Source organism: Rhizobium sp. CG5 (genome assembly GCF_023701945.1).
Classification (GTDB): Bacteria; Pseudomonadota; Alphaproteobacteria; order Rhizobiales; family Rhizobiaceae; genus Allorhizobium.
Genome location: NZ_JABAEF010000009.1, coordinates 81820 through 102466, shown reverse-complemented (window position 1 = coordinate 102466; position 20647 = coordinate 81820). Strand labels below are relative to the sequence as shown.

Here is a 20647-nt window from a genome sequence, read left to right as displayed (position 1 = left end):
CTGAATATTGATTTAGCTGTCGATAATGCAAATTTTTGGCTGAGCTCGGAAACGGGAAGACGTCAGGCGGCGCCAAACGTTTTGAACGTCGATCACCCCGAAAGCGGGTCTCATTATTTCACAAGGTGACGCGGTTGCTGTCGTGGCTACTGGAATGCAATTGCGCATTTCGACAGAGAAGGCCGCCTGTCAGGCAAGGAAAACAAATGAAGCCGGATGCCGAACCAGGTTGATCGCAAAGGAAGGTTGCCAAGGTCCATACTCCTGGCGCGAATGAGGTTCGTCGTGATCTCGAAAATCAAATGCGATCGATGGTCACGAAGTATAGATCGCTTTTCGATCGAGCGATTGGTGCCCAGTGCGGCACGACGAGGCCGGCCAGCAGGTCTGACTGCAGTCCCCTACTGGAAGGCGTCCCGAAGGCTGGCCTGCAATGCGAAAACTTCATTCTTGTTGCCACCGGCGGCAGAACTGAAATTTGCGGTGTTGGCACTCACTAGCATATGCCCTAAGGGATCGTTTAGCGGAGACGCCAGTTCGGCCTTAAGGCTGTTGAAACTGGAAATGTGGTAGGTGTCGTTAAGGTCAAACCAGCTGCAATCCAGCTGGGTTTCGTTGAAATCAAATCCGACCCAATCATTTGGCGCACGCGACGACACGTCCAAAAAGGCATTGGGGTTCGGCTGAAACTGAAACAGACACTCTTTTCCATCGGAACCCACGACAAAGTCCCTGACGAGAGATTGGGACAGCAGGGAGCGGATGGTTGCAGCGGTTATCGTCAGTGTCTCTGAGGACGGGGATGGCGGGGATGGCGAGCATGGCGCTCTGGGCAGGCCCTCGTGATCGCGTTTTGACAATTGCCAAAGCAGCGCGGCAGGGTCGTTGAGGACGGCTTCGATCTGATCGGCGATATGGCGTCGGTTTCCGGCCTCGGGAAGGCGACACAACAGCACCGTATCATCATCTGCGCTGAACAGCGCCTCCAGTCGCAGTGGGGAAAAATCGATGGTGATCCAGCCGTTGCCGCGATCGGTCGAGACGGCCAGGCGCAGACGGCCACAGCTTCTGCGGGCACTGAACTCGAAATCTGTTACCCGGGGATTGTCGGCCAAATCAGAAAACGTTTTGCGTGTTATATAAACAGACTGCATTGTGCCTCCGATCGCGTGTGGCCAATTGAATTAATCGGGGCGGGAGACCAAATCCATCGGTTTTCGTTAAACTGGTTAAGACGCCTGGATGCCTGGCCTGCCGCCTCTTTCATGCATTTGGAGTCCCTCCCAACAGCTGGGGCCATGCCGCTCAGACCTAACCGTGACAAGATGACAGAGTGAGCGCGGCGACCATCAAGCTGAGACGCAGCGTCAATCGGGATGAGACTTTACGATGGGGCATAACGAAGAAAGGCGTGGCCTGCAGTCTGCCGCTCTCGTTCCGATCAGCCGGCCACTCCGGGCGAACGCGGCACGCCGGCCATTGCGGCCGCTAAGGCCGAGAGCCATCAGATCTGTCGAAAGCATAAGCCGCCCCCTCCAACCTGCTCACTTGCTTTGCGACTTTATATTGAGGCCGTCCCTGTTGCGTCTAGCCTGCGAGGGGGACATGCCAAAAGCCTTCTTGAAGCTCTGCCCGAAGGCCGCTTGCGAGCCGAAGCCCCACATGCCGGCTATGACTTTGAGCGGAACACTGGGACTGCCGACCACCATGTCATAAGCGCGGCGCAGCCTGAGAACCCTCTGGTAGTCGCTGATCGTCAATCCCGTTACGGCAACAAACGAATACTGCAAAGTCCGCTTGCTTACCGAACTCAGGTCGGCAAGCGTTTGCGGCTCTATCTGGCGATGAGGATTGCTGTGAATGTAGTCGAGCGCACGTCTGACATGTCGAGGCGCGATGCTTGGCGGTGCGTCCAGCAATATGCCGGAGTAGTTGTTGGGATACAGCATCAGGATGCAGTCGACCAGCAAGTTGATAACGCTTTGGTGGCGCGCTCCCATGAGCGTCGTCACCGCCACGAGACCGGAAGAAGGCAGTTGGAAGATTTGGTCCCGCAGCACCTGCACGCTATCTCTGCTGGGATCCGGAAAATGGACGAAGTCCAGCCGTTTTTCCACAGGCGCTCCCAGCAGGCTGGATAACCTGTTGGTGAACAAGGCATTTGGTATGGTCACCAGGCCGTAGCTGCTGCCGCCCTTCACGATGATTTTTTCCATGCGCTGAGCCGGGAAAACGGCCACGGCAATAGACTGGCCGTCGGGTTCCCCCTGATCAATATGGGCGCAACCTTTGCCCACAAACAGAAAGGTCTTGCTCTCGTTTTGGAGCTCAAAGACAAGGCTGCTGTCATTTGTCAGGATCGACCATTCAAAAGCGATGTCGCCGATCCGCAACCGCCATTTAGGCGCCTCAGGCGAGCCGCTGAAATCCAGGACAGGATCGGCATTTGGGCCGAAAATGTAAGGCCTGGGTCGGTCTAAAAACAGAGGAATATCATCTATCCTCCCCATGCTCGGCCCCAAATCTAGATTAAAAATAATATCGAGACGGATACATACTACGGCACCACCAATAAATTTGCCGACTTATACATTTTACATTTATTTATTATGCTCCGATGGCCGTTCGACTTATCAAGTAATTCACTTAATTTCTCTATGATGCCGTATTTTACACTTTACCTTCTCGTTCGGACGTCTAGTTAAAGCTAACTGATGTAGATTCCAGATATTTTCCGCGAGGACCTTAACCGCGAGACTCTCTCTTCGAACGGGGACACAGCGTCTACGCGATCACGCTCGTCACTGGTAGGGGGGTATAAGAACGAGCCTTCGAACAGGTCAGAAGAGTTCGATACTGGCCACGGGCTCTTCTGACGCAGAGACGTGGCCGAGCAATGTGCCATGTATCTGCCGTTGCTCCCGCATGACATAGGTGGAAAAGAGCCTTCCCAGCACTTCGCCGATCAGTTCGACGCCTTCGTAGCCAGCGGGGTTCTGCAAAGCAGCCCTTACTGAATCGAGATGCGTCTTCACCTTCTCCGCCATGTCTATGACCTGTTCGATCTGCTGGCGGACGATATCCTGAAACTGGATGCTACCCATCATCGATGTGATCGGCTGCGCAATGTTCTCGTTGGTGACCGTCGCTTCGCAAGTGATGCGTCCCAGAACTTCGCGCTGATGCTCGAGAAGCAGAGTAAGATTCGCCTTCAAGATGCCGAGCCCTTCGGACACATTGCCCATCGCAGCCGCTTCGTTGTGCTGCCGGCGCCTCGCCTGCTCCTTAAGGTCCATATGCACCGAAGACATCAGGCCGGAGACGCGCTCGTGAACATCGTCTGCCATAAGGCGCACTTCTCCCGCGAGCGACCGGATCTCCTGCGCGATCACGGCAAAGCCCTTTCCTACCTCGCCGACACGGCCTGCCTCGATCGAGACATTGAGCGACAACATCGTGGTCTGTCGCGCGATTCGCTGAACGCCGTTCAGAACCGCCAGAACGCTCTGCGTCTCGTCCGACAATTTGTCTTGGAAAGCGATGGCCTCGGATGCTTCCCTCTCCTGTTGGTCACTGAGGTGGCTCAGATGCTGCCGACAGGCTGAAAGCTGATGCTCGATACGCCCCAGAATCTGCTCGGAACTGTCGTCGGAGCCGGCCTTCTGTAGAAAAGCCGTAAGCACCGTGACGCGCTGGTCCACGTCGAGAAGACTTGTCATCAACTTTTCAGCCGCCTGCTGGCTGACTTGGGACACTGACTGGAGTTGCAGCGTCAGCAACTCGACATAGGTCGGATATTCGCCAAGCTGTGACACGACGAAATCATGAGGCAATGTTGCCGGTTGCTGAGCCTGTATTCGAAGCTGCCGCTCATCGTCAAGGCTGACAATATTGTCATTCGCTGGCGCCTCGTCAGATGGCAGCTCAACGGACTCGATCGCGATTTCGCAACCGGGATCTTGCGGGCTACGGCCCGTAAGCGGTCCCGTTCCGCGGGATCCGGTCTTCAGCGCATTGCCTGCGCCCGCAAGATGCGCTGCGGCCGAGACGGCCAAAACCATGCCGGCGAACACGAGCATAAGAGTGGAATCTGCGGTGAACGAAAAGCTGACAAGCACAACGAGTGCCATGCCGCATAAAAACGCAAACATGAATTGGAATCGCGGGGTCGATAAGACGCGCATGGCCGCTCACTTCACTACATTGGACGGAGTTAGGCGGCCGTAACTTGGCGGACCACCTGGAGAAGGGCCGCCGGATCGACCGGCTTCACCAGCCAGCCTGTCGCCCCGGCCGCTTTCGCCGCGGCGCGTTTGTCCTGCTGAGAGTCGGTGGTCAGCACCAGCATTGGCGTGAAGCGCGTTTGCGGAAGTCGCCGCAGCCGAGAAATCAGTTCGACACCGTGTATTCCCGGCATATGATAGTCCGTGATGATCAGCGAAGGCGACAGGCCACGATTGACAATATCGATAGCGTCGAGACCGTTTGCTGCCGTTGAAAAAGCAAGGCCGGCCTTTGCCAGGATGCTCGACAGGCTGGATAACATCGTCGTGGAATCATCCACCAGCAATATAGGCTTCATTTCTTTCTCCTAAAATAATCTTTGGGCTCCATGCCCGAAATTTAACAGCATGACCGGCGCGGATTGAACCTCCGGCTGGCCCTGCGGCCCGAAGCGAGGGTGTCTCGACCGGCCTTGATGGTCCGAGCCTCGGACGGAAAAATTGAGAAAGGCTTATACTCAAACGTCGAGCGATCTTTTGTTGCACCGCATCTATAAAGTTGCGCGCAGACTAGAGCGAACAGGCAGGGAAGCGTATCGGCGTGTAGATATTGGTCTCGAATAAAGTCTTTTCGGGTGAAGATTTGCCAGCAGTGTCAGTCACGCAGTCGAGGTCCAAAGTTCTCCATAGGGCGGCATGAAATGCCTCAGATCGTGCTCTGTGTTCTGATCCCCAGAAATTGGAGGGAAATTGGGTCTCAGATCACAACGCGCGTGAACAATTGGGAGAATGCTACGCACAAACCGGCCCCTCAAACGCAAAAACCGCCCCCATCAGATGGGAGCGGATATTGAGTTATGTTTGAACTGGTTGCGGGGACTCACAACCAACGATTCCTGCAATTGGTGGAAAACCCTCTGCCGAGGTTAGCCGCTTAGACTCTCGACGTATGCCCAGTTTGGAATCCCTGCCGGCCCGCCAGCCCCGCCGATTATGCGCTGTGGCGCGATGTTCTACGCCATAGCTGCGCAAACGCCGCCGATCACCGCACGGCACGGCAAGGCGGAATTGAGGATCAGTTTCCAACTTCATTCGCCAACCGAACCACAACCTTGCCGAACGGTCCGCGTTCCAGATGATCGAACGCCGCACGCACGTCCTCAAACCCGTAGACCCTGTCGATCACCGGCTTGATGCCGTGTTCGTCGATGGCGCGGTTCATGTCCTCGAAGGATCGTCTGTGGCCGACCGAGATGCCTTGGATGATGGCCCTCTTCAGCATCATGGGAACCGCCGACAGCACGATCTCCGATCCCTTCATGAAGCCGATCTGGGCAATACGCCCGCCGCTCGTCAGTGCGGCTGCCGACTGGCTGATATTGTCGCCGCCGATCAGTTCGAGCACATGATCGACGCCGCGCCCGTCGGTCAGGTCCAGCGCTGCAGCGGTCCAGTCCGGGTTCGTACGCGTGTCGATCACGCCGAAGGCGCCGAGCGCCTTCGTGCGCTCAAGCTTCTCCGCGCTCCGCGAGGTGACGATCACGCGGGCTCCGAAAGCCTGGGCGATTTGAAGCCCGAACAGGGCGACCTTCGCCAAAGATGGCCGCCCGCTGCCATGGGCGGTTCGCGGCCCGGACGGACTGGTCAGGTCGTTCGTCATCCAACCGCGCCATACGATCAGCCATGGCGAGGCCTTGCGAGATGCAACCGTGAACGGGCTTGGCGTCACCTATCTCTCGACCTGGCTGGCGGGGGACGCCCTCCGCAGCGGGCGCCTTGAAGTGGTGCCGATTGCCACCCCCGCGGAGGATGCTCCGATAACCGCGCTCTGGCCGCGCTCGCGGGACCTGGCTCCCAAGGTGCGGGTCGTGGTGGATGCGCTCGTCGAGGCGTTCATGCCTATCCACCTGATCGACTCGTGAGAAAGGGCGGCATTCGAGGGCTATAGCGTAGACGTAGTGCTCATCCTGATGGGGCATGGCCCGCGGTTTCTACGCAAGGGCGCGATATTCCGCGCGATGGCTACTCATTCACCGCCGATTGCGGCACGGTTCTGGCGATCTGCCCAAGACACATTGCGCCGACGCTGACGCCGGCGCAGTCGAATCCCCTAACCAACGCTCGGCAACGTCGACTTTATTTTGCGCTGGGACGCCCCGCAGACCGCGATTGCCGTATGGCCTCGTGATTGGATTCGGCCCACGCCTTCATCAGGTTGACCGGCCCGAGCAACGAGACGCCGAGCGGTGTGAGTTCGTATTCCACGCGCTGCGGAACGACAGGATAGACCGTTCGCTTCACCAGTCCGTCCAGTTCCAGCCGCCTGACCGTCTGCGAAAGCATCCGTTGCGAGATATCCGGAATGCTCCTGCGAAGCTCGGAAAACCGCAGGGTTCCCTGTTCGAGATACAGCAGCACCAGCATGCTCCAGCGGTCCGACACACGATGCAGCACGTCGCGGATCGGGCAGTCTTCGAGATTGTTTTCCAGTGTTTCCATGGTCTTGTGGATCAACCCGGTTACGGCGTGGTGACCAGGTAATATCTCGCTCCCTTTCTTGCGTGGTTTGCTTCCGCCAAATAGTTTGAACCAGATGGTAACAAAAAGGAAGCAGGTTTGCCAATGAATGCACGGACAGTCTCTCGATCCGCCGATCATCCGATCGAGGATTTTTTCACCGCCCGCTGGTCGCCACGGGCCTTCACGGCAGAGACGGTATCGGAACCGGAATTGCTCGGCCTGCTGGAAGCGGCGCGCTGGGCACCGTCAGGCCTCAATGCCCAACCGTGGCGTTTCGTGTACAGCTTCCGCGGCGAGGTCGAGTTTGATGCGATCCTGGCGTCGCTCTGGACAGGGAATCAAGTCTGGGCGAAGAACGCCGCGGCCCTGATCGCCGTAGCCGCCAAGACCACGCTGATCCCGCCGGGAGCCGACAAGGAAATCGTCAACCCGTCCTATGGCTTCGACGCGGGCGCCGCCTGGGGCTATTTCGCGATCCAGGCTCACCTGAACGGCTGGTCTTCCCATGCCATGGGCGGGTTCGACGCCGAACGCGCCGCCGAGGCTATCGCAATGCCGGACGGATATGCCATGCAGGTCGTCATTGCCGTCGGCAAGAGGGCAAGCGCCGAGACTCTTCCGGAGGTTTTGCGCAACCGCGAGACGCCGAGCCCCCGCCGTCCGATCACCGAATCTGCCTTTCGCGGCAAGTTCGCCTTTTTGGCCGACACGGATGGGTACCAACCATGAGCGACCATAACAAGAGGATCGTCCGCAGGCTGGTCGAGGAGGTTCAGGTCGGTGGCGACTTCGAAGCCTTCGACGCCCTGATGCACCCGGATTTCGTGGATCACACGCCCTCGCCCGGTTTCGCACCCACCAGGGACGGCGCGAGAGACCTGTACCATGTCTTCCGAGCGGCCTTTCCCGATATGACCGCGACCATTGAGTTCCAGCTCAACGACGGCGATCTCGTCACCACACGCAAGATCTATGTCGCCACCCACAAGGGAGCATTCCTTGGCGTCGCGCCGACCGAGCGCTCTGTGACGTTCGACGTGATCGACGTGTTGAGGGTCAAGGGAGACGTCATCACCGACCACTGGGGCGTGATGAACATCATGAAGCTGATGGCGCAGATCAGTTGAAGGCACGACGTCACCATGCCGGAGGTGGCGTCACAAATGTCGCCATCTCCGGCCTGCTCGAAGCAATCCTGGATAAGCGAGTAAGCTCATCACACAGCAAAGGTCGGTTCCGTCAGTTTGATTTCGACGGACAGAATGACGGTCGGCCATTCCAGTCTTCTCGTCTCGACATGGAACCGGACGCTCCGGCTAGGCTCGACCGACATCGCAAGCTCCGTAAATGGAGAGAGCCAGCCGCCGCATCCCTCGCACGGCGGTCCGGCGAAGGTCTGAAATCAGGCAACCTGACGGTCGCTGCCGACCCCGGAGGCTGCATCGAGACCGCGCTCGATGTCCTCAAGAATATCATCGATATGCTCGATGCCGACCGACAGGCGCACATAGCCTTGTGACACGCCACTGGCCAGTTGCTCCTCGCCCGAAAGCTGGGAATGTGTGGTCGTGGCCGGGTGGATTGCCAGGCTGCGTGCGTCGCCGATATTGGCGACGTGATAGAGCAGTTCCAGGCTGTCGATGAAACGCCGGCCCGCCTCCAGGCCACCTTTGAGCTCAAAGCCGACCAGCCCTCCATAGCCGCCCTTCAGATACTTGTCGGCACGTTCTCGCCAGAGGCCGGTCTGCTTGGACGGATGGATCACTTTCGCCACTTCCGGCCGCGTCGAGAGATAATCCGCCACCGCATCGGCATTCTTCACGTGGCGCTCGATCCGGAGCGGCAGCGTCTCGATGCCCTGGATGATCTGAAAGGCATTGAACGGCGAAAGCGGCGCACCAAGATCGCGCAACAGCGTCACACGCGCCTTGATGATATAGGCGATCGGTCCCAGCGGCTTGACTGCTTCCGTCCAGATCGCGCCATGATAGCTCTTGTCCGGTGTGTTAAGCGCCGGCTGGCGTTCGGGATGGGCTGCCCAATCGAAATTACCCCCATCGACGATCAAGCCGCCGATAGAGGTACCATGACCGCCGAGATACTTGGTCGTCGAATAGACGACGACTGCAGCACCGTGATCGAGCGGCCGGGCAAGCAGAGGCGCCGCCGTATTGTCGACGATCAGCGGAATGCCGACCTCGCGGCCGATGGCGGCGACCTCGGCGATAGGAAACACGGTCAGCTTCGGATTGGGAAGCGTCTCGGCATAATAGGCCCTCGTCCGTTCATCGGTTGCCTTGCGGAAATTCTCCGGGTCGGTCGGATCGACGAAGCGGACTTCGATCCCCTGATCCTTGAGAGTGTTTGCAAACAGGTTCCAAGTCCCGCCATAGAGATCGGTCGAGCTCACAATGTTGTCGCCGGCTTTGGCAAGGTTCTGGATCGCAAAAGCTGACGCCGCCTGCCCCGAGGCAAGCGCCAGGGCTGCCACACCTCCCTCGATCGCAGCAACGCGCTGTTCCAGCACATCAACCGTTGGATTGCCGATGCGGCTATAGATGTTACCCAGTTCCTTCAGCGCAAAGAGATTGGCTGCGTGTTCGGTATCGCGGAACTGGAACGACGTCGTCTGGTAGATCGGAACCGCAACGGCGCCGGTGGCCGGATCGGCGCGCCAGCCGGCGTGAAGAGCGAGCGTTTCCGGGCGCGTGGTTTTCAATGTCATGATATCTCCCTTTCAGAAATGGATTTGAATGTGATCAGGCCAGGACACGGCGCAGGGCAGCCGCGATGTTGGCAGGCTCTGTACGCAGAGTGAAATCGGCATCGACGAAGGCCCAGACGACGGTGCCGTTTGAATCAACGATGTAGGTCGCCGCGAGCGGCAGCTCATAGCTTTCGTCACCATTCCAATCCACAAGATCGATTCCGATCTCGCGATAGAGCGGCCGCAGTTTTTCCGGCAACGAGAAGACAATCCCGAGTTCGCGGGCATAGCGGTTGCCCTCATCGATCAGAACCGGAAAGCCGAGTGTATTCTTACCGGCCGTCTCGCGCGCATTGCCGGAGCTTTCGGGCGTGATCGCAACAACAGTTGCCCCCGCAGCCTCAATGTCTCCGAGCGCGTGGGACAGAGCACGCAGCTCGACATTGCAGTAAGGGCACCAACCGCCGCGATAAAAGCTGATCACAAGCGGACCATCGGCAGCAAGCGTACCGAGATCAACTTCGTTCCCATCGAAATCCTTGATAACCGGCAACGGAATGATCGACCCGACCGACGCAGCTCTCTTGGTGATTCCGGTCGCCTTCAGATCCGCAATGGACTGCCCGATTGCGGCAAAGATATCCGCCGGCAATGCGGCCTTTAAAGAGTCTGCGGTTTTCTTCAACTCAACGGCAAGTGACATGGATGCCTCCTCCTTCGGGACACAGGCGCAGGACGGCGGCTGCATCGGAGTCAGCATCGATTATCTAGCATTTTTGTAGAGTAATGAATTTCTAATTTTTCGGAGTTCATTGAAAATTGCGTTCAGCGCTCCTCGTTGCACGGCAACCAGACCCGACTCCGCCAGTAGGGTAAAAATGTTTCCGGAATGAACCATCTATGAAATGAATTTACTCTACAAATACCATAGACAATAGCACATTAGGGGCGCCCAAAAAACGCGACGACAATTTTCTATCGCGGTCCTCCTAAGCAGCGCGACGGGACATTGCCCCGGCGGTTCTTGGCTGGCCCGAGCGGGGCAACGCAATGGTCTGAAAGCGATCTCTGCGGAATGATAGGGTTTACAGACGTCGAACGAACCCCTCAGTTTGGAGGATACATGTCCGAGCATTCACTGACACAGGTCCACAGGGAAGTCCTGAGCGCTAACGAAGACTACTTGCATCGTTTGGCGACAAAGGCGATCTGGCCCTGCCACCTGCACGCGGATTTGCCATCCTGACCTGTATGGATGCACGTCTCGATCCTGCCAAATATGCCGGCCTTTCAGAAGGCGATGCCCATGTGATCCGAAACGCGGGCGGGCGGGCCAGCGATGATGCCATCCGCTCGCTGGTGATTTCCCACAAGCTGCTCGGCACGAAGGAGTGGTTCGTCATCCACCACACCAATTGCGGGATGGAACTCTTCTCCGACGAGATCATTGGCGATCTTCTGGAGGACAATCTTGAGACAGCGGCCTTCGACGGCGCGACCTGGAGTAACCCGAAACATGGAAATGGCTGTGCCCACGGCCAGTTCATCAAGTGGCATACGATTTCGGACAATGAACGCAGCGTTGTGCAGGATGTTCGACGCATCCGTGAACACCCGCTCGTTGCCGGGCATATTCCTATTTACGGCTATATCTATGACGTCAAGACGGGACGGATCAACGAGGTCGAGACCGCGACAGAGGCCGGCCGGGCAATAGTCTGACGCTCGGCTAAAATCGTCGTGCCAAGTTCCGGATGATCCAGGCCACCGCGGCCTGGATATGCGGAAGGGGCCGTTGACGCATTCTCAACTTACCAGCGTCGTCACTTCTGCAAGTGCACACGTCCATTCGAAAGACAAAGTCCATGACAGCCCGCCAGCTTCATCTCGGTGCCTTCATGCGCCCGGTCAGCCTTCACACGGCGGCCTGGCGCTATCCCGGCTCCTATCCGGATGCCAACTTCAATTTCCGCCATCTCACGGGCTTCGCGCAAACGCTGGAGCGGGCGAAATTCGACGCGTTCTTCATGGCCGATCACCTGGCGGTCCTCAACATGCCGATCGAGGCGCTACGGCGTAGCCATACGGTGACATCCTTCGAGCCGTTCACGCTGCTGTCGGCCTTGGCGACGACGACCAGCCGGATCGGCCTTGTGGCAACAGCTTCCACCACCTTCGACGAACCCTACCACATTGCCCGGCGCTTCGCGTCGCTCGACCACATCAGTGAGGGGCGCGCAGGCTGGAACATTGTCACGACATCAAATCCCGATGCGGCGTTGAACTTCGGCCTTGAGGATCATATCGAGCATGCCGAACGCTACCGTCGCGCCCACGAATTCTACGACGTCGTCACCGGACTGTGGGACAGCTTTGCCGATGATGCCTTCATTCGTGACACAGCGTCCGGCTTCTATTTCGACCCGGAAAAACTACATGTGCTGAACCATAAGGGCGCGCATCTGTCGGTGCGTGGTCCGCTCAACATCGCGCGTCCGCCGCAGGGTTGGCCGGTTATCGTTCAAGCCGGAGCATCCGAACCGGGGCGCCAGCTTGCGGCCGAAACGGCGGAGGTGATCTTCGCATCCTCACCGGACCTGGAGGCAGGCAAAAATTTCTATGCCGATGTCAAAGGCCGCATGGAAAAGATCGGTCGCGACCGCGACCATCTGAAAGTGTTGCCGGGCGCCTTTGTGGTCGTTGGCGATACCGTCGAGGAAGCGAAGGCCAAACGCGCTTATCTTGACAGCCTGGTGCATTACGAGAGCGCCATCGCCTCGCTGTCCATCGCGTTGGGCCACGACGCCTCCGGGTTCGATCCCGACGCGCCCTTGCCGCGCGACATACCTGATACAAATGCCAGCAAGACGGGACGTGCGCATGTTCTGCGGCTGGCGGAGCGGGAGGGCCCGACCGTGCGGCAGCTTGCGCAGCGATATGGCGGATATTCGGGGCTCGCCTTCGTCGGCACGCCGGCCACGATCGCCGATCAAATGGAGACATGGCTTTTCGAGAACGGCAGCGACGGCTTCAACATCGTATTCCCCTATCTTCCGCAGGGATTGATCGATGTGGCCGAGAAACTGGTGCCGGAGCTGCAAAGGCGGGGGCTGTTCAGGCGCGACTACGAGGGCACGACCCTGCGCGAACATCTCGGACTACCCCGGCCCGGCAATCGTTTCTTCAGAAACGATGCAGCCGATCATTGAAAGGCGATATTTCGGCAGGATTCACTTATGCACCGACGACCGGCCGGCGCCGAAGCTCGCCAGCCACGACATCGACCGGTAGGAACACGTTTGCCTGACTGGCCGCAAGACGTCCCTCAAAAGGGATCGCGGACGAGCGTGATGCATCGGTTCCTTTCCCGTGTCGAACCATGCGGAGTAGCATCAGACGAACGGATGGGGACAGCCATGACGAGCTAATTCTCTACTAAAATAATAGAAATTGACATCCCGAAAGCAAGGGCTATTTTTTGGCCGGATTTCACGATGAGCCTAGGGAGTAGCATCTCGCAGGTAGCATCGCCAACAGAGAGGTGGATGAGACAATGAGCCTGCGTATCAACGACATTGCCCCGGACTTCACGGCAGACACCACGATCGGGCCGATCAGCTTTCATGAATGGATCGGCGACGGTTGGGCCGTCCTGTTTTCACATCCGAAAAACTTCACCCCGGTCTGCACGACAGAATTGGGCGCCATGGCAGGACTGGAGAAGGAATTCCTGAAGCGGGGCGCAAAGATTATCGGAATTTCCGTCGATCCAGTGGAAAGCCATGGCAAATGGAAGCAGGATATCAAGGTTGCAACCGGCTTTGATGTCGAATATCCGCTGATCGGCGATAAGGAACTGAAGGTCGCCAAACTGTATGACATGCTGCCTGCCAGCGCCGGCGAAAGTTCTGAGGGCCGCACGCCTGCCGACAATGCGACCGTCCGTTCCGTCTTCATCATCGGACCCGACAAGAAGATCAAGCTGATCCTCACCTATCCGATGACGACCGGCCGAAATTTCCATGAAATCCTGCGGGCCATCGATTCCATTCAACTGACCAGCAAGCACCAGGTCGCGACGCCTGCCAACTGGCAGCAGGGCGACGATGTCATCATCACCGCCGCGGTGTCAAACGAGGATGCAATCACTCGTTTTGGAAGCTATGAGACGGTGCTTCCCTACCTCCGCAAGACCAAGCAACCATCTGCCTGAAGTATCGGACGACACGGCGGCTCCGCTGCGGAGCCGCCGGACAGATCGGCTGTTCGACCGCAACAGGCTTCCTCAGCCAGCCATTTTTCCAGAAAATAGGCCATCTGCAAGCGCCACCACTGCCAGTCGTGATTCACATCCCCGCCCCAGTAATCGACCCACGCAGGAATCGCCTTGTCGACAAGCACGGTTTCCAAAGCTCTGAAGGTTCGCCAACCGCTGGCGCCGAGCGATGTCGCCGCTTCTTCAAGGTCGCGCCCTTGCGCAAGGGTCAGCGATGCCCTGCGCAAGCGTGTTCTCGCATCGGTCAGGGAGCTTGACTACCAACCGCACGGACGGGCGCAACCGGGGTCGTCGGAGGCGACGCGCCTGATCGGCTTTTTTGTCGGCGATTTCGTCAATCTTCTCTACGTGCATGTTGTCGCCGCAGCGGAGGCAAGGCTCGCGCAGTTGGGCTATACGCTGCTGATGGCCAGCACGCGGGAGGATGCACGCCGGGAGCAGGAACTTCTCACGCTCCTGCGTGAACGGCGGGTCGACGGAGCCATCCTCTGTTTCGGCGAAGAGACGCATCCCGACCTCGCCCAGTCACTGGAGCGTCTCGACACGCCGGTGGTGGTGCTCGATCGGCAAGCGCCAGCCGGCACGGACAGCGTCATGGTCGATCATCGGGCGGGGACGCATGCGGCTGCCCGCTATCTCATCGGTCTCGGCCACCGGCGCATTGGTCTGCTGACCGCCGCAGGCCATCTGCGCCCCGGCCTTGAACGTGTTGCGGGAATGCAGAAGGCCTATGAGGAATCTGGCCTCGATTTCGCACACTGCTCCATTCGTCCGGAATGCCGGACCAGCAATGAGGCCTATGCCGCAACGCTTGCCATGTTGGACAGCCCGGAGCCGCCGACAGCCATCCTGGCGCCCGGGAGCCAGGCGCTGTCCGGAACGCTCAGAGCAATCCGCGATCGCGGCCTGAACATCCCCAGGGACATTTCGCTGATCAGTTTTGGAGACACCGAGATTGCACAGTCGAACGAGCCACCGATCACAACAATTCGCTGGGATCTGACCGCCCTGGGACAGCAGGCCGTCGACCTGCTCCTGCATCGGATCGACGGCAGGATCGGTAGCGACGTCCGTTCCATCCATATTCCAACGGAGATCATTCTGCGCCAGTCCTGCGCTGCGCCGTTACTGGCCGCTAAGGACACTCTCTAATCCACCGGTGCGGCGAGCAACTGAGGTGCTGAGATAATTTTTCCAGAAACTCCGTCGAGAGATGACGATTGGTCACCGCTCCATGCCCTTCACCCGGGCCGGCCAGCCTCTGCCGATCCCCAGCTTGAATGGCCGAGCGAAAACAAAAGGCCCGCAGAAAAAGAGGCCTTACACTCCCGCATCAGCTTGCGAACCACGTTGTCGGTCGCTGCAATATGATCAGCAAGGCGGACGCACGCCCAAGCATGTAGAACACTAGAAGGCAAGCGTCGGAGAAGCTGCCTTGAAGTGTTCACGCAGCGTCTGGGTCTCGTATTCGTGGCGGTAAAGGCCGCGCTTGCGCAGGATCGGCACGAGTTCATCGACGATCACGTCGAGCCCGTCGATCAAGCGATCCGGCTGTAGATTGAACCCGTCGACGGCGCCCGCGTGAAACCAATCCTCGATGTGATCAGCGAGCTTCTCAGGCGTGCCGACGAATCCCGCATGGCCCGATCCGGTATATCGCGTCTGCTTGAGGTATTCGCGCACCGTCGGATTGGTTTTGCGGATCTGCGTTATGATCGATTCGCGAAAGCCAATGCTGCCCAGGAATGTCTGACTGTCCTTGATGGGGCCAAGGACTTCCTCGGGAAACGGCTCATCGAGTTCGAGTTTAGACGCATCGTAGCCGATCGCCTGCGATAGCCATCCGATGGAATATGACGCAGGGCCTGCGTCATGGATCTCATCGCTGCGGCGGCGCGCCTCTTCCTCGGTGCTGCCCAGGCTCAGCAACAGGCCCGGCAGGATCTTGATATCGTCGGGCGAGCGGCCATTGTCCCGTGCGAACCCCTTGACCAGGCGGTAGTGTTCGATCGCCTGATCCTTGGTCAGTTCGGCGGCGAAGACGCCTTCCGCTGCGCGGCCGGCCAGCGCCCGACCCTGCGGCGAACCGCCTGCCTGAAAGATGACCGGGCGGCCCTGTCTGGACGGCGGCACCCGCAGACGACCGTCGATATCGAAGAACTCGCCGTGGTGATGCACATTCCTGCCCGTGGCCGCCGAGGCCCACAATGCCTGCACGACATCGACGAACTCGCTCGCACGCTCGTAGCGGTCTTCGCGGAAGGGAATGTCTGGCATGCCGAAATTGCGCGCCGCAGGTACGCCACGCGTCGTGACAACATTCCATGCGGCGCGGCCACCTGTCTGGTGATCGAAGGAAAGGAAGCGTTCAGCGAGTTCGAAGGGATCATTGAAGGTTGAGGACGCCGTGGCGACCAGACCGACATGCGAGGTTGCCGCAGCGACCTGACCCCAGTTCACGGTCGGCTCCAGGCGGATCGGATTGGCGTCGTAGGCGGGATCGCCCAGCAGCGGACCATCCGCCAGGAAGAGGGCATCAAGCGTGCCGCGCTCCGCGGTCTTGCCGAGGTTCGCCCAATAACCGGGGTCGATGAAAGAATCCTTCTTCAATAGCGGCGTCTTCCAGGCTGCCGGCAGATAGCCAAGCACCAACACATTGATCCCGAGGAGGACGTGACCAGACCTTTTGTTTGTCATGAGTAATGTTCTCCGTGGCTCTCTACAGGGCGACGTGCGGTCGCGGAACAGGAAAGGCGGCGCGTGCCGTGGTCGGCAGCGGCCCTGGTGCTGGCAGGTTCAGGGCGGCACGTAGCGGCGTTCCGAGCGCCACCGGAGCGAAACCGTCGGCAAGCCATCGCTCGGCGACGTCGAGCAGATCACTCACCGACTGTTCGAAATCGGCGCGCAACACGACGCCCGGGAACGCGCCCGCGGGTGGCTCATCGCCAAGCGCCACCACCGGGACGGTGCCCGCGCGACCCAGGACAAGGTCGATCGGGTCGTCGGCACTCACTGGGGGAAGATCGGCGGCCGTCGCCGCGTGCCACGCGATGACCGACGCTCCCGTTGCCGGCTCGGGTGCATTGAGCGGCCCCGCGATCGAGAAGCTGTTGTTGATATCAACATGCACGATGCGGTTTGACTCCACCAGAATGCCGGTCTCGCGGTTGCCGATGATCGAGTCGTGCGGCCAGCTTTGCTCGAGCGCCCGCACCGCGCGGGCTGCGTCGAAGGCCGTCTGGGCGCTGAGCGGCGCACCACCGCCAAGCCCCGCACCGCCCCAGGCCGGGGCATCCTTCGGGCCCTCGGGTGCATAGGTATCGCGCACTCCGATCAACAGGCCACTGCGGCCACCTGACAGGTGGGCCAGCGAGGCGACACGACGTGCGATGTTGTAGGGGTGATCCCGCTGCGGCGCCGCGGTGATGAAGAAGCGGCCGTATTTCGTGGCGCTCGACAAGGTCGCACCGACCGCACTGCTCGCGAGCGTGACCGGCGCCGGCGCGCTGCCGTCGATCCGATCGATCCCCAACACGGTGAAGGCAAGCGGCAATGCGTCCCACCGCGACAGCAGCGTCTGGCTTGCTGTGAGTTCCACGAGATGCGGTCCGGCAAGGCCCAGCGCAAGGTATGGCTTGGTCATGGTTGCTCTCCTCAGTTGCCTTGGCCGCCGCGGCCGAGCCGGGCGATGCTCGACACGGGCGAGGTATCGTTGACCAGGTAGTCACCGAGGATGCGTGCCTTGTAGGCGACCGGATTGTGCGACGCGAGCGTGCGCGCATTGCGCCAATGGCGATCGAGCGCGGTTTCCTCCGAAGTCGCGGAGGCGCCAAGGGCGTTGAAGACATGCGTGGCCGAAAAGAGAGCACCGTCGACGATCGCGAGCTGGGCCTGCGCCACGGCTACCTCGCCATCGACCGAACGCTTGTCGCGCAATGGGACGTCGCCGGCAGCATGGGCGGCGGCGATGAGATCGAGCGAGCTTGCGGCAAGGCGCAGCGCGGCCTCGGTCGAGAAGACCCGCACCGATACCTCGCCAATCACCTGCAGCAGTTGCGGATCGAGTGCCGGCACGGGGTTGAGACCCTGCGGATAGTTGCGCCCGCGCGATTTGAGCGCCGCGATGCCGTCGCGCAGGATAGCGCGCGTGATGCCAGTGAGCACGGCAAGGATCGCCGTTTGGTAGAAATGCCCCTGGTAGACCACACGCTCGCTCGCCCGGAAGACATCGCCTTCATGCGCGATGGCGTCCTGATAGGTGGCGCTGCCGCTCGCCGTGGTGCGCTGGCCAAACCCCGGCCAATCGTCCTTCAGCACGACGCCCGGCTGGTGCCGGTTCACCAGCGTTGTAATGAGCGAGCCGTCCTCACCCTTGCCGATCACGTCGAGCCAATCGGCAAAGAGGCTGCCGGTGGCATAGAATTTCGCACCGGTGACTGTGTAGTGGTCGTCCACGCGAGTCACCGTGGTTTTTATGTTCGCGTAGGTGCCATTGTTGGCCTCCGTCCAACCCCCACCCACAAATTCGCGGTCGCGGAAGCGCTGGAACCAGCGATCGTTGGTCGGCGATGGCCGCGCGTTGAGGCGGTCTTCGACGAAGGCCAGGTGATTGCGCCAGACGTGGGCGACGTTCGCATCGGCCTCGGCCAGCAGGGCGAGGAGATAGTAGGTTTGTTCCAGCGAGGCGCCCCACCCGCCGAACTCTTCGGGCACGCGCACCAGCGCGAAATCGGCTTCCTTGAGCCACTGCACCTGTTCGTGCGGGAAGCTGCGATTGCGCTCGCGCTCGACATTGCCCTCGGCGATACGATCAAAGATCGGCTGGAAACGCGCCACGAGTCCTTTTTCCCTCGCCGTTGCGGGGCGCAGGTAGGTTAAAGTAGTCCGGGCATCCACTGCGTTCATCCTTGTTATCTCCTCGTTCGTGGTGCTGCTTCAAAATTGGGATTATGTGACTCCCGGCTTTTCGACCGCGGCCACGTGTGGTGATGTTCAGGTTCGATTTGCCGGATCACGCCACCGCGCGATGAGATCGACCGCAAGCGTGGTGAGAATGAAAGCGGCGGCCGCGAAGATCGTCGTGCCTATGACGAGGGGGAAATCGCCATCGAGTGCCGCGGCAATCGCCATGCGGCCAATGCCATCCAGACCGAAGATCGTTTCCGTCACGATGGCGCCGCCCATGATGGCAGCAAGTTCCAGCCCGCCGATCGTCAGTATCGGGTTGAGGGCCGATTTCAGGGCGTGGGAGAAATAGATCCGGCGTTCGGAAACGCCCTTGGCCCGTGCCGTTCGGATGTAATCATGACCGAGCACGTCGAGCATGCTCGCCCGGACCATACGCTGAAAGATCCCGATTTCCGCGATCGCCAGCGTTGCCCAAGGCAGCGCCAGATGCCGTGCCCATTGCAGCGGATCATCGCTCAAGGGGACGTAGCCGCTGCTGGGGAACCAGGAAATGCCGTAGTTCGAGAGCTGGAAGAAGAAGAAATAGGAGATCAGAATGCCGCTGAGGAAAGTCGGAACCGACAGGCCGACATAGGCGAAGAAGGCGAGCGCATGATCGATGAGCCGGCCCTGCCAGCGCGCTGCGACGACGCCGGAAATGATGGCGATCGACATCCAGATCACGACAGCGCCGAGCGCCAGCGACAAGGTCACAGGTGCTTTGGCCAGAATGAGATCGGTAACGGGCGCCTGCTTGCGAAAGGAAAAGCCGAGAGCCGGCGGCCAATGCATCAGCCCCATCGGCGCGCCCTGTATGTCGGGGCCACGGGACAGATAGTACCAGAGCTGCAGATACCAAGGTTCATCGAGGCGGAGCGCGCGTGCGACAGCGTCGATCGACTCCTGTGTCGCGTTGCGGGGAGCGAGCATGGCGGCCGGATTGCGGTAGGCGATCCGGGTGATGAAGAACGACAGGATGAGAACGATCAACAGCGTTGAAAAAGAACGCAAGACAACGGTGGAAAACTGCTTCGTCATGATCTCAGATTCCCCTGCGATGAGGGTCGAGTACATTCCGCAGGCCGGCGCTCAACGTATTGAAGCCCACAACCGTGAGGAACAGGGCGAGGCCAGGGCCGGCCAGGAACCAGGGCTGATCCTGATAGAGCGAAGACCTCTGCGCTTCCGCGATCATGTTGCCCCAGCTCGGCATCGGCGCCTGGATGCCGACGCCGAGGAACGAAAGGGTCGCCTCCGCGATGATGTTGGCGGGCAATTGAACGGCCCAATAGACGAAGACCGTTGGAAGGATGTTCGGCAGAATGTCGAACCAGATGATCCGGGCCCGTGACGCACCCATGGTGCGGGAGGCTTCCACCATCGGACTGGTGCGCAGTTCCAGCACGAGCCCACGTGTGAGCCGCGCAAAATATGCCCATGAGAACAGGGAAATGACGACAATCACCACGACGAGGGGCGGAATGATCGGCTGGCCCGTCCCTCCGCGATTGAGCGACAGGAGACTGAGCGCCGTCACCACAAAGGGAAAGGAAAGAGCGACGTCGATGCCCTGCGAGATGACGCGATCGGTGCTGCCTGCGAAAAAGCCGCTGGCAAGGCCGATGGCCGTGCCGATGATCATCGCGATCGTCGTCGCCGGTATGCCGACGATGAGCGAAACCTGCGCGCCGTAGAGGGTTCTCACCAGAACATCGCGCCCGTTTCCATCTGCGCCGAGCGGAAACTCCAGCCTTGGGCCGATGGGCAGACCCATTTCATCGAGCGCCTTATCTTGGAACTGCTCCGTGGGACCATGTCCCAGCAAGTTGGCGACCGCCGGCGCCAGCAGCGCCGCCAGTATCACGAAGCCGACAATGATGGCGCCGGCGCGCACCGTTCGCTCACGCCACAGGATTTTCAACAACGGGAAGGTTGGTGACGGCGATCGGCCGGATAGAGGCAAGCCGACAGGGG

The 20647-nt window shown here is 59.7% G+C and carries 19 protein-coding genes and 2 pseudogenes; 7 read left to right on the top strand and 14 right to left on the bottom strand.

Annotation, left to right across the window (positions count from 1 at the left end; all coding sequences use genetic code 11):
• Positions 1-401: 401 nt before the first annotated feature.
• The 5 genes from HGO38_RS16220 to HGO38_RS16200 all read right to left on the bottom strand — a co-directional run bounded on the left by HGO38_RS16220 (position 402) and on the right by HGO38_RS16200 (position 5883).
• Entirely contained in the window at positions 402-1154 is a 753-nt protein-coding gene (locus tag HGO38_RS16220; RefSeq protein WP_250956939.1) for a hypothetical protein, read from the bottom strand.
• A 390-nt stretch (positions 1155-1544) separates the two neighbouring features.
• Positions 1545-2510, bottom strand: a complete 966-nt coding sequence (locus HGO38_RS16215; RefSeq protein ID WP_250956938.1) for a helix-turn-helix domain-containing protein — start codon at positions 2508-2510, stop codon at positions 1545-1547.
• 330 nt (positions 2511-2840) lie between these two features.
• Positions 2841-4151 carry a methyl-accepting chemotaxis protein gene (locus HGO38_RS16210; protein WP_250956937.1) on the bottom strand — a complete coding sequence of 437 codons (1311 nt, stop codon included), beginning with the start codon at positions 4149-4151 and terminating at the stop codon, positions 2841-2843.
• 62 nt (positions 4152-4213) lie between these two features.
• Positions 4214-4564, bottom strand: coding sequence for a response regulator (locus HGO38_RS16205; protein ID WP_250957072.1), 351 nt, complete (start codon positions 4562-4564; stop codon positions 4214-4216).
• Positions 4565-5298: 734 nt separating this feature from the next.
• Positions 5299-5883, bottom strand: coding sequence for a zinc-dependent alcohol dehydrogenase family protein (locus HGO38_RS16200; RefSeq protein ID WP_250956936.1), 585 nt, complete (start codon positions 5881-5883; stop codon positions 5299-5301).
• 49 nt (positions 5884-5932) lie between these two features.
• Here HGO38_RS16200 and HGO38_RS16195 point away from each other — a divergent pair, with 49 nt between their 5' ends.
• Positions 5933-6145: a LysR substrate-binding domain-containing protein gene (locus tag HGO38_RS16195; RefSeq protein WP_250956935.1), complete on the top strand. Its 213-nt coding sequence runs from the start codon at positions 5933-5935 to the stop codon at positions 6143-6145.
• A gap of 214 nt (positions 6146-6359) precedes the next feature.
• Here HGO38_RS16195 and HGO38_RS16190 read toward each other — a convergent pair whose 3' ends face one another.
• Positions 6360-6722, bottom strand: a complete 363-nt coding sequence (locus tag HGO38_RS16190; protein WP_250956934.1) for a winged helix-turn-helix transcriptional regulator — start codon at positions 6720-6722, stop codon at positions 6360-6362.
• 123 nt (positions 6723-6845) lie between these two features.
• Here HGO38_RS16190 and HGO38_RS16185 point away from each other — a divergent pair, with 123 nt between their 5' ends.
• Both HGO38_RS16185 and HGO38_RS16180 read left to right on the top strand, forming a co-directional pair.
• Positions 6846-7472, top strand: a complete 627-nt coding sequence (locus tag HGO38_RS16185) for a nitroreductase family protein (protein ID WP_250956933.1) — start codon at positions 6846-6848, stop codon at positions 7470-7472.
• Positions 7469-7870, top strand: coding sequence for an ester cyclase (locus HGO38_RS16180; RefSeq protein ID WP_250956932.1), 402 nt, complete (start codon positions 7469-7471; stop codon positions 7868-7870). Before HGO38_RS16185 ends, HGO38_RS16180 begins: the two co-directional genes overlap by 4 nt.
• 275 nt (positions 7871-8145) lie before the next feature.
• Here HGO38_RS16180 and HGO38_RS16175 read toward each other — a convergent pair whose 3' ends face one another.
• Together HGO38_RS16175 and HGO38_RS16170 are read right to left on the bottom strand one after the other, a co-directional pair.
• A complete protein-coding gene (locus tag HGO38_RS16175; protein ID WP_250956931.1) occupies positions 8146-9468 on the bottom strand; it encodes an O-acetylhomoserine aminocarboxypropyltransferase/cysteine synthase family protein in 1323 nt (440 codons plus the stop codon).
• Between the two features lie 34 nt (positions 9469-9502).
• Positions 9503-10210, bottom strand: coding sequence for a peroxiredoxin-like family protein (locus tag HGO38_RS16170; protein ID WP_250956930.1), 708 nt, complete (start codon positions 10208-10210; stop codon positions 9503-9505).
• A gap of 363 nt (positions 10211-10573) precedes the next feature.
• On the opposite strand from HGO38_RS16170, the pseudogene HGO38_RS16165 reads away from it, so the two are divergent.
• The 4 genes and pseudogenes from HGO38_RS16165 (at position 10574) to HGO38_RS16150 (ending at position 14878) form a co-directional block, all read left to right on the top strand.
• A pseudogene (locus tag HGO38_RS16165) lies at positions 10574-11172 on the top strand (carbonic anhydrase).
• A gap of 143 nt (positions 11173-11315) precedes the next feature.
• Positions 11316-12659, top strand: coding sequence for an LLM class flavin-dependent oxidoreductase (locus tag HGO38_RS16160; RefSeq protein ID WP_250956929.1), 1344 nt, complete (start codon positions 11316-11318; stop codon positions 12657-12659).
• A 344-nt stretch (positions 12660-13003) separates the two neighbouring features.
• Positions 13004-13663 (top strand): peroxiredoxin, encoded by a 660-nt coding sequence (locus HGO38_RS16155; protein ID WP_250956928.1) that lies wholly within the window; start codon positions 13004-13006, stop codon positions 13661-13663.
• A gap of 411 nt (positions 13664-14074) precedes the next feature.
• On the top strand, positions 14075-14878 hold the full coding sequence (locus HGO38_RS16150) for a substrate-binding domain-containing protein (RefSeq protein WP_352230492.1): 804 nt from the start codon (positions 14075-14077) through the stop codon (positions 14876-14878).
• Positions 14879-15000: 122 nt separating this feature from the next.
• Here HGO38_RS16150 and HGO38_RS16145 read toward each other — a convergent pair.
• The 6 genes and pseudogenes from HGO38_RS16145 to HGO38_RS16120 form a co-directional block, all read right to left on the bottom strand.
• Positions 15001-15102 (bottom strand): annotated as a pseudogene (locus tag HGO38_RS16145) (HoxN/HupN/NixA family nickel/cobalt transporter); the annotation flags it as partial.
• 31 nt (positions 15103-15133) lie between these two features.
• The gene (locus HGO38_RS16140) at positions 15134-16423 is read right to left on the bottom strand and encodes an NtaA/DmoA family FMN-dependent monooxygenase (protein WP_250956927.1); all 1290 of its coding nucleotides are present in this window, start codon (positions 16421-16423) and stop codon (positions 15134-15136) included.
• 22 nt (positions 16424-16445) lie between these two features.
• On the bottom strand, positions 16446-17369 hold the full coding sequence (locus tag HGO38_RS16135; RefSeq protein WP_250956926.1) for an LLM class oxidoreductase: 924 nt from the start codon (positions 17367-17369) through the stop codon (positions 16446-16448).
• Between the two features lie 11 nt (positions 17370-17380).
• Positions 17381-18631, bottom strand: a complete 1251-nt coding sequence (locus tag HGO38_RS16130) for an acyl-CoA dehydrogenase family protein (protein WP_250956925.1) — start codon at positions 18629-18631, stop codon at positions 17381-17383.
• A gap of 87 nt (positions 18632-18718) precedes the next feature.
• On the bottom strand, positions 18719-19711 hold the full coding sequence (locus tag HGO38_RS16125) for an ABC transporter permease (protein ID WP_250956924.1): 993 nt from the start codon (positions 19709-19711) through the stop codon (positions 18719-18721).
• Positions 19712-19715: 4 nt separating this feature from the next.
• Positions 19716-20567: an ABC transporter permease gene (locus tag HGO38_RS16120; RefSeq protein WP_250956923.1), complete on the bottom strand. Its 852-nt coding sequence runs from the start codon at positions 20565-20567 to the stop codon at positions 19716-19718.
• Positions 20568-20647 lie beyond the last annotated feature (80 nt).